8 protein-coding genes are annotated in these 6317 nt (G+C 65.8%); 1 reads left to right on the forward strand and 7 read right to left on the reverse strand.

What is annotated here, in order from left to right; genetic code table 11:
• The 7 genes from EN738_RS29055 to EN738_RS29085 form a co-directional block, all read right to left on the reverse strand.
• On the reverse strand, nt 1-974 hold a 974-nt coding region (locus EN738_RS29055; RefSeq protein ID WP_145966964.1), incomplete at its 3' end, for a molybdopterin-binding protein.
• Complete coding sequence (locus EN738_RS29060; RefSeq protein ID WP_127286655.1) at nt 971-1675, reverse strand: XdhC family protein; 705 nt, start codon at nt 1673-1675, stop codon at nt 971-973. The genes EN738_RS29055 and EN738_RS29060, both read right to left, overlap by 4 nt.
• Before the next feature lie 6 nt (nt 1676-1681).
• Nucleotides 1682-2020 (reverse strand): XdhC family protein, encoded by a 339-nt coding sequence (locus EN738_RS29065; protein ID WP_040593291.1) that lies wholly within the window; start codon nt 2018-2020, stop codon nt 1682-1684.
• A 54-nt stretch (nt 2021-2074) separates the two neighbouring features.
• Nucleotides 2075-2470, reverse strand: coding sequence for a RidA family protein (locus EN738_RS29070; protein ID WP_127286656.1), 396 nt, complete (start codon nt 2468-2470; stop codon nt 2075-2077).
• Nucleotides 2471-2538: 68 nt separating this feature from the next.
• On the reverse strand, nt 2539-3789 hold the full coding sequence (locus EN738_RS29075; protein ID WP_127286657.1) for a VWA domain-containing protein: 1251 nt from the start codon (nt 3787-3789) through the stop codon (nt 2539-2541).
• A 4-nt stretch (nt 3790-3793) separates the two neighbouring features.
• A complete protein-coding gene (locus EN738_RS29080) occupies nt 3794-4723 on the reverse strand; it encodes a MoxR family ATPase (RefSeq protein WP_127286658.1) in 930 nt (309 codons plus the stop codon).
• Between the two features lie 31 nt (nt 4724-4754).
• On the reverse strand, nt 4755-5249 hold the full coding sequence (locus EN738_RS29085) for a flavin reductase (protein ID WP_127286659.1): 495 nt from the start codon (nt 5247-5249) through the stop codon (nt 4755-4757).
• 174 nt (nt 5250-5423) lie between these two features.
• Here EN738_RS29085 and EN738_RS29090 point away from each other — a divergent pair.
• On the forward strand, nt 5424-6317 hold an 894-nt coding region (locus tag EN738_RS29090), incomplete at its 3' end, for an ABC transporter substrate-binding protein (RefSeq protein ID WP_145966965.1).

Raw genomic sequence — 6317 nt, forward strand, 5'->3', positions numbered from 1 at the left:
GTCGGTATCTCCATCAACAGCCCGCCGACGCCCATGCCGGCGATGTCGCCTGCCGTCACGTCGAGGCCGGCGATCAGCCGGTCGAGCACCCAGTCGAAGCCGTTCTCCTTGGGGCTGCGGGCGCAGCCAGGCGCGCCAATGATGCGTTTGCCGGCAAGCGTGCCCAGCACCAGCAGATTGCCGGGATCGACCGGCATGCCCGCGCGGAGGACTGTCCCGCCGACCTGTTCGATCGCTGCAGGGACGACGTCGGCGAAATCGCTCATCGCCGAGGCGCCGAAGATCACCACCATATCGTTGTCACGGACGAGCGCAGCAGCCGCTTCCGCGACGGGCGCGACCTCGTGCGGCGTGCGGCGCTCGGCGGTCAGATGGCTGCCCGAGCGCGTCAGGCGCGCTTCGGTGATGCGCAGCGTCTTGTCGAGCACGCTCGGTTTGAGGCCGGGCAGCATTGTCTGGATGACGCCGATCCGCATCGGCCGATAGGCGTTGACGGCAAAGATCTCGCCATCGGCGCAGATCCTTGCCACCCGATCGACCAGGCTGCCGGCGACGGCGAAGGGAATGATCTTCACCGTCGCAACCATCTGGCCTTTCTCGACCGGCGCATGCTGCGCCAGCGTGGCGATGGTGATGGTCGGATCGACGGCATTGATGGCGTCGATCATCGCGCGGTCGACGGTGAAGACGCCGGCCGCCTCGGCGTGCAGATTGACCCGGCCGGTCGCGGCGGGCCTGGCCTCCACGTTGCGATGGCTCATGCCGGCGGCGATCCGTTCCGCCGCCGCGTCCTCGCCGAGATCGTCGGGCGCCAACACGGCCGCGACCACCTCTGAAATGCCGGCCGCTTTCAGCGCCGACAGATCATCGGCGCTCAGCCTGTGCGCCTTGCGGAAGCGCCGCTCTCCGGCCTCTGTGGCGTGCGCCAGCACCGCGCCTTCCGCCTCATCGATCGGAACCGGACCGAATTTCACGCCACGGCGCCTTTTGCTTCGAGGCCGCGCGAGCGGAAGGCGTGGATGGTCTGCGCCAGCACCGCTACGGCGATCTCGGCCGGGCTTGCCGCGCCGATATCGAGGCCGATCGGCGCATGGATGCGGGCGATCTGGTCGGCGCTGGCGCCGAGCGCCAGCAGGCGTTCCACGCGCTTGGCGTGCGTCTTCCTGCTGCCGAGCGCGCCGACATAGAAGCACCTGGCATCGAGCGCTGCCTTCAATGCAAAATCGTCGATCTTGGGGTCGTGGGTGACGGCGGCAAGCGCCGTGTAGCTGTCGAGGGGCTTGCGCGCCAGCACATCCTGCGGCCATTCGGCATGCAGCACGACATCGGGAAAACGCTCCGGCGTGGCGAAAGCGGTGCGCGGGTCAATAATCTCGACGGGGTAGCCGGCGATCCTGGCCATCGGCGCCGTCCATATCAGCCAGGCGCTGGCGCCGATCACCACGAGGCGCGGCTGCGGCAGATGCGCGTTGAGGAAGAAGGTGCGCCCTTCCGCCTCGACCGAGCCAGAATTGCCGGTGCGAAACGCCCTGGCGATCGCCTCGCCCAATTCACCGGCGACAGGATCGCCCTCGCGCACGATGCGGTCGCGGCCGTCGCCGAGGTCGGTGACAAGGATCGCCGCGCGGCGGGCGCGGCGTTCGGCATTCAATGTTTTCAGCACATACGGGTCCATGGCGCCCTAACCAAGCCGCTCGACATAGACCTTGATGCGGCCGCCACAGGAGAGACCCACCTGCCAGGCGGTCTCGTCGGCGACGCCGAACTCCAGCATCCTGGCCTTGCCCGAGCCGATGACATCGATCGCCTCGGTCACCACCGCGCCCTCGACGCAGCCGCCCGAGACGGAACCGTGGAAATTGCCGTCGGCGTCGATGACCAGATGGCTGCCCACCGGGCGCGGCGCCGAACCCCAGGTCTCGACCACGGTCGCGATGGCGACATCCTTGCCGTCCTTCATCCAGCCCTCCGCGATGATCAGGGGATCGCGGGCCTCATCGAGATAGATGCTGTTTTCCATGACTGCTTCTCTTGGAGTCTGTTTATGATCTAGGCAGTTCGCGCAAATGCATGCTCAATCAATCACTGCGAACGCGTCAACCTCGATCAGATAGTCGGGGGACAGGCTCGCCACGCCAAGCACCACGTCGGCTGGTTTGTGATCTCCGAACAGCTCTACCCGAGCCTTTTCGATGATCGGCAGACATTCATCGCGATTGTAGTTGACGACATAGATCGTGATCCTGCTGACCTGCGCAGGCGCTGCACCGGCGGCGGCGAGTGCTCGGCCGAGATTGGCAAAAACCTGGCGCGCCTGCGTCGCAAGATCGCCACGGCCGACAAGCTTGCCATCCAGGTCTTCGGGCTCCTGGCCCGAGATGAATACCAACTTGCTGCCTGTCGCCACGACAACCTGGCTATACGTCTGCGGAACTGGCAGGTCCTTTGGGTTGATGCATTGGAGCGGCATTCATCGGGTCTCCTGTATGGTGGTCTCAATTTTCTGGGAGTCTGTTCTTCCGATGGATAAACATATGGCTATGCGGCGTGCCTGTCGCCAGCCCGCAGCCATCGACGCGGATCGACCGAAGCGGCCGGCCGCTGGTCGAGCGAGGCGCACAGATCAGCCAACGCCTCGAGATTGTGCACCGGGCGGAACTCGTCGACATGCGGCAGCATCGCCTTGACGCCGCGGGCGCGCGCCTCGAAGCCGTCGAAGCGCAGCAGCGGGTTCAGCCAGATCAGCCGCCGGCAGGATTTGTGCAGCCGCTCCATTTCCTCCGACAGGCCGGCGATCTCGTCGCGCTCCAGCCCGTCGGTGATCAGCAGCACCACGGCCCCCTGCCCCAGCACGCGTCGCGACCACAGGCGATTGAACTCGGTCAGCGTGTCGCCGATGCGAGTGCCGCCGGACCAGTCCTTGACCGTCGCCGAGCTCTCGGCGAGCGCGGCATCGGGATCGCGATGGCGCATCTGCCGCGTCAAATTGGTCAGGCGGGTGCCGAAGACAAAGGCATGCACGCGCCGGCGCTTTTCCGTCAGCGCGTGCAGGAAATGCAGGAAGATGCGCGTGTACTGGCTCATCGAGCCGGAAATGTCGGCAAGCACCACCAGCGGCGGGTGCACCTCGCGGGCAGAGCGGAATTTCGGCAGGATCAGCGCGCCGCCGGTGCGGGCGGCCGAACGCATCATGGCACGCGGATCGATGCGCCTGCCCTGCGCGTCCGCCCTGAAGCGGCGCGTGCGGACCATGTCGAAGGGCAGTCGCAAGGCGGCGATCGCCTGCTTGGCCTCGGCCAGCTCGGCGGCGTTCATCTGGGCAAAGTCCTTGCCGCGCAACACCTCGTTGCCGGAAAAGGTGAAGCGGGCGTCGACCTCGATCTCCGGGATTTCCTTGGCCGGCTGATTCTTCTGATGGCCCTCGAACATCGCCTGGCTGACGCGGGTCTCGGCCGCGCGGGGTTTCTGCTTCTCGCTGGTATCGAGCGCGACAGGCGAGAACATCGCCAGCATCTTTTCGATCAGCTCGCGCGATTTCCAGAACAGCCGGAAAGCTTCGTCGAAGACCGGATGGTCCTCATGCCGGGAGACCAGCACTGCATGCAGCGTCCAGTAGAAATCGTCGCGCGATCCGATGCCGGCGGCAAGCACCGCCTCGATCGCGTCCTTGACCGAAGCCGGTCCGACCCGCATGCCGGCCTTGCGCAAGGTACGGGCGAAATAGACGATGTTGTCGGCGAGGCGCCCGTCTTGCTTGGCCTCAGCGGGATCGGGGCGCGGCGACTTCATCGGCCTATTCCGCAGCAGCGAGCTCGGCCTTGACCTCGTCGAGGATGCGCCGGCCCTCGCCCGCGCCGATGCGGGCGATGTCGTCCTGGTACTTCAAAAGCACCCCGATCGTGTCGGAGACCGTTTCCGGATCGAGCGCGACCTTGTCGAGCTCGGTCAGCGCACCAGCCCAGTCGATGGTTTCGGCGACGCCCGGCGCCTTGAACAGCTCGACCTGGCGCAGCTTCTGAATGAACGACACAACCTCGGCCGAAAGCCGGCTGTTGGCCCGCGGCACCTTGCGGCGGACGATCTCCAGCTCGCGCTCGGCACTGGGATAGTCGACCCAGTGGTAGAGGCAGCGCCGCTTCAGCGCGTCATGGATCTCGCGCGTACGATTGGTGGTGATGATGACGATCGGCGGCTCCTCCGCCTTGATCGTGCCGAGCTCCGGCACCGTCACCTGGAAGTCCGAGAGGATTTCGAGCAGGAAGGCCTCGAAGGCCTCGTCGGTGCGGTCGAGCTCGTCGATCAGGAATACCGGGGCAGCGCCCGCCTTGCCGGTCAGCGCATCGAGCACCGGGCGGCGGATCAGATATTTTTCGGAGAAGACGTTGCGCTCCATGTCGGAGCGCACGACCGTGCCGGCTGCCTCCTCCATGCGGATCTCGATCATCTGCGCGGCGTAGTTCCACTCGTAGACGGCGGACGAGACGTCGAGCCCCTCATAGCATTGAAGGCGAATCAGCCGGCGGCCGAGCGCATCGGCCAGCACCTTGGCGATCTCGGTCTTGCCGACGCCGGCCTCGCCCTCGAGGAAGAGCGGCCTCTTCATGCGCAACGAGAGAAACAACACCGTTGCCAGCGAGCGGTCCGCCACATAGTCCGCGCCGGTCAGGAGATCGAGCGTCTCGTCGATCGTCCCCGGCGCCGGGCGCGGTTTCAAGCCGGTCATTCCATCTCCGTGGAGTCAGCCATCAAGGCACCTACAAGGCGCGATAGCCGCGATCATGATAGATCAGCGGGCGCAAATTATCGCCGATGCGCAGGCCTGTCACCTTGCCAAAAAGCACACGGTGGGTGGCGAGATCCTTGGTGTCGATCAGCTCGCAATCGAACACGGCAAGCGCGCCTTTCAAGGTCGGCGCGCCGGTCGAGATCACGTCCCATTCGCCAAGCGCAAACCGTTCCTCGACCGGCAGGCCGGTCATGCCGGAAAAGCCGACGGAGAGCGGCTCCTGATGCGAGGCCAGCGTGTTGAGCGCGAACCTGCCATTCGCAACGAAAGGCTCGTTCTTGGGATTTTCCCGGTTGAGGCAGACGAGCACGGTCGGCGGCGTGTCGGACACCGAGCAAGCGGCGATAACGGTCGCGCCTCGCCTGCCGGCCGGACCGTCGGTGGTCACCACATGGACCTGGCCGGCAAAATGGGCCATCGCGTCGCGATAGGCCTGCGGCCCGATGTCGTTCTTCTTCAGCACAGATGATTTTCCTCAGAACCCATCGTTATATATGGCGGCATATTGCATGCCACAAGCGAAGTGCTTGACCCATATCCGGAAATTCGCGTTGCACCGGGGCCGGCCAGCCTTTAGGTCTTGGCGAAGCGGATGCCGGCAACCGTACAGCCGGCACGGGAGGAATGCTTCGCTCACATGCGACCCCTGATGACGACATTGGCGGTGCTGGCCTCGATTGCTTTCGCCGGCAATGCGGGCGCCGAAGACCTCGTCGTCGGCGTCGCGGCGCCGCTCTCCGGCCCGTCGGCGATCCTCGGCAAGCAGGTCGAAGCCGGCGCCGTGCTGGCGGCCGACGCGAACGGCGCGACGATCAAGACCGTCGACGATGCCTGCACCGCCGACGGAGGAGCCGCCGCGGCGCGCGACTTCGCCGCCACCAAAGTCAATGTGGTAGTCGGTTTCCTCTGCACCGAGGCGATCGAGGCGGCGCTGCCGATCCTGAAGGAGGCCGGCATTCCCGTCATCACCATCGGCGTGCGCACCGAAAGCCTGACCGACCGGCGCGCCAAGACCGGCTGGCCAGTCTACCGGCTGGGCCCGCGCGGCGACGACGAGCGCTACGCCGTCGCCAGGATACTCACGCGTCTGTGGCAGAAAGAGCTGTTCGCCATCATCGACGACGGTACGATCTATGGCCGTGAAATCGCGGAGACTTTGCGAGCCGCGGCCGAGCAGGCGGCACTGAAGCCGGCGTTCGTCGACACGTTCCGGCCGCAGCTCGACAACCAGATCGGACTGATCGGCCGGCTGAAGAAGGCCGGCGCGACCAAAGTATTCGCCGGCGGCGACGGCGACGACATCGCCATCATGGGGCGCGATGCTGCCCAGCTCGACGCCGACATCACCTTTGCCGGCGGTGAAAATCTGCGCACGCCGGCCGGCGACGTGCGCTATGCCATGGGCACGTTGATGATCGCGCCACCCGAATGGGCCGAGCTCGCCGATCCCAAGGTGGTGCAGGCCTTCACGGACAAGAACGTCGTGCCGGAAGGCTACACGCTGCCTGCCTATGCCGCGGTCGAGATCGCC

The organism is Mesorhizobium sp. M4B.F.Ca.ET.017.02.2.1, from assembly GCF_003998955.1.
Classification (GTDB): domain Bacteria; phylum Pseudomonadota; class Alphaproteobacteria; order Rhizobiales; family Rhizobiaceae; genus Mesorhizobium; species Mesorhizobium abyssinicae.

Coding starts and splice junctions, on each gene's coding strand:
- EN738_RS29075 (WP_127286657.1), bottom strand. CDS start 3,789: ATGAAGTCGCCGCGCCCCGATCCCGCTGAGGCCAAGCAAGACGGGCGC.
- EN738_RS29070 (WP_127286656.1), bottom strand. CDS start 2,470: ATGCCGCTCCAATGCATCAACCCAAAGGACCTGCCAGTTCCGCAGACG.
- EN738_RS29065 (WP_040593291.1), bottom strand. CDS start 2,020: ATGGAAAACAGCATCTATCTCGATGAGGCCCGCGATCCCCTGATCATC.
- EN738_RS29080 (WP_127286658.1), bottom strand. CDS start 4,723: ATGACCGGCTTGAAACCGCGCCCGGCGCCGGGGACGATCGACGAGACG.
- EN738_RS29060 (WP_127286655.1), bottom strand. CDS start 1,675: ATGGACCCGTATGTGCTGAAAACATTGAATGCCGAACGCCGCGCCCGC.